1 protein-coding gene is annotated in these 860 nt (G+C 69.2%); it reads right to left on the reverse strand.

Annotated features, from left to right (window positions below; all coding sequences use genetic code 11):
* On the reverse strand, positions 1-860 hold an 860-nt coding region (locus AABA78_RS38815), incomplete at both ends, for an AMP-binding protein (RefSeq protein ID WP_338270580.1).

Genomic DNA, 860 nt, shown 5'->3' on the forward strand with positions numbered 1-860 from the left:
GGCCCGTAGAGGTTGTAGAGCTTCTGCACCGTAGGGACGGCGTAGACCTGCCTGGCCAGCGTCTCCGGCAGGGCTTCGCCCGCGAGGTTGACGACGCGCACTCCTGGAGGCACCGCATTCAGGCGCAGCAACTGCGCCATGGCGGAGGGCACCGTGTTGACGAGGGTGACGTGGGAGGCGGTGGGAAGCTCCGCCAGATGCAGGGCGTTGCGTGCCACCACCACCGCGCCACCGCTGCTCAACGGGGCGAAGAGCTCGAAGACGGAGAGGTCGAAGTTGAGGCTGGTCGCGGCGAGGGTGCCCTTCAGTTCCTCCGGGGTGAATGTCGCCAGGGCCCAGTGGAGGAAGGAGACAGCGTTGCCATGGGAGATGGCGACGCCCTTGGGACGGCCGGTGCTGCCGGACGTGTAGATGAGGTAGGCGAGGTGCCCGGCGTGGATGTCCACCTGGGGTGCCGTGGTGGGCTGCTTCGCCAGCTCCGCATCCGAGTCGAGGCACACGGGCGTCGCGGAGGTTTCAGGCAGCGCGGACAGCAGATGCGAGTGGGCGACGAGGGCGGGGCCCTGTGCATCCTCCAGCAACCAGCCCAGACGCTCGCGCGGGTAGCTGGGGTCCAGCGGCACGTAGGCGCCACCGGCCTTGAGGATGCCAAGGGCTCCGATGACGAGGTCCTCGGTACGCTCGACGCACAAACCCACGCGGACTTCGGGCCCGACGCCCAGGCCACGCAGGCGATGGGCGAGCTGGTTCGCCTTCGAGTCCACCTCGCGGTAGGTCAGCTGCCGCTCCGGCGTGATGACAGCGAGCGCGTCTGGCGTGCGGCGCACCTGGGCTTCCACCATCGCGGGGATGCTGGGCTC

It is taken from the genome of Corallococcus caeni (genome assembly GCF_036245865.1).
GTDB lineage: Bacteria > Myxococcota > Myxococcia > Myxococcales > Myxococcaceae > Corallococcus > Corallococcus caeni.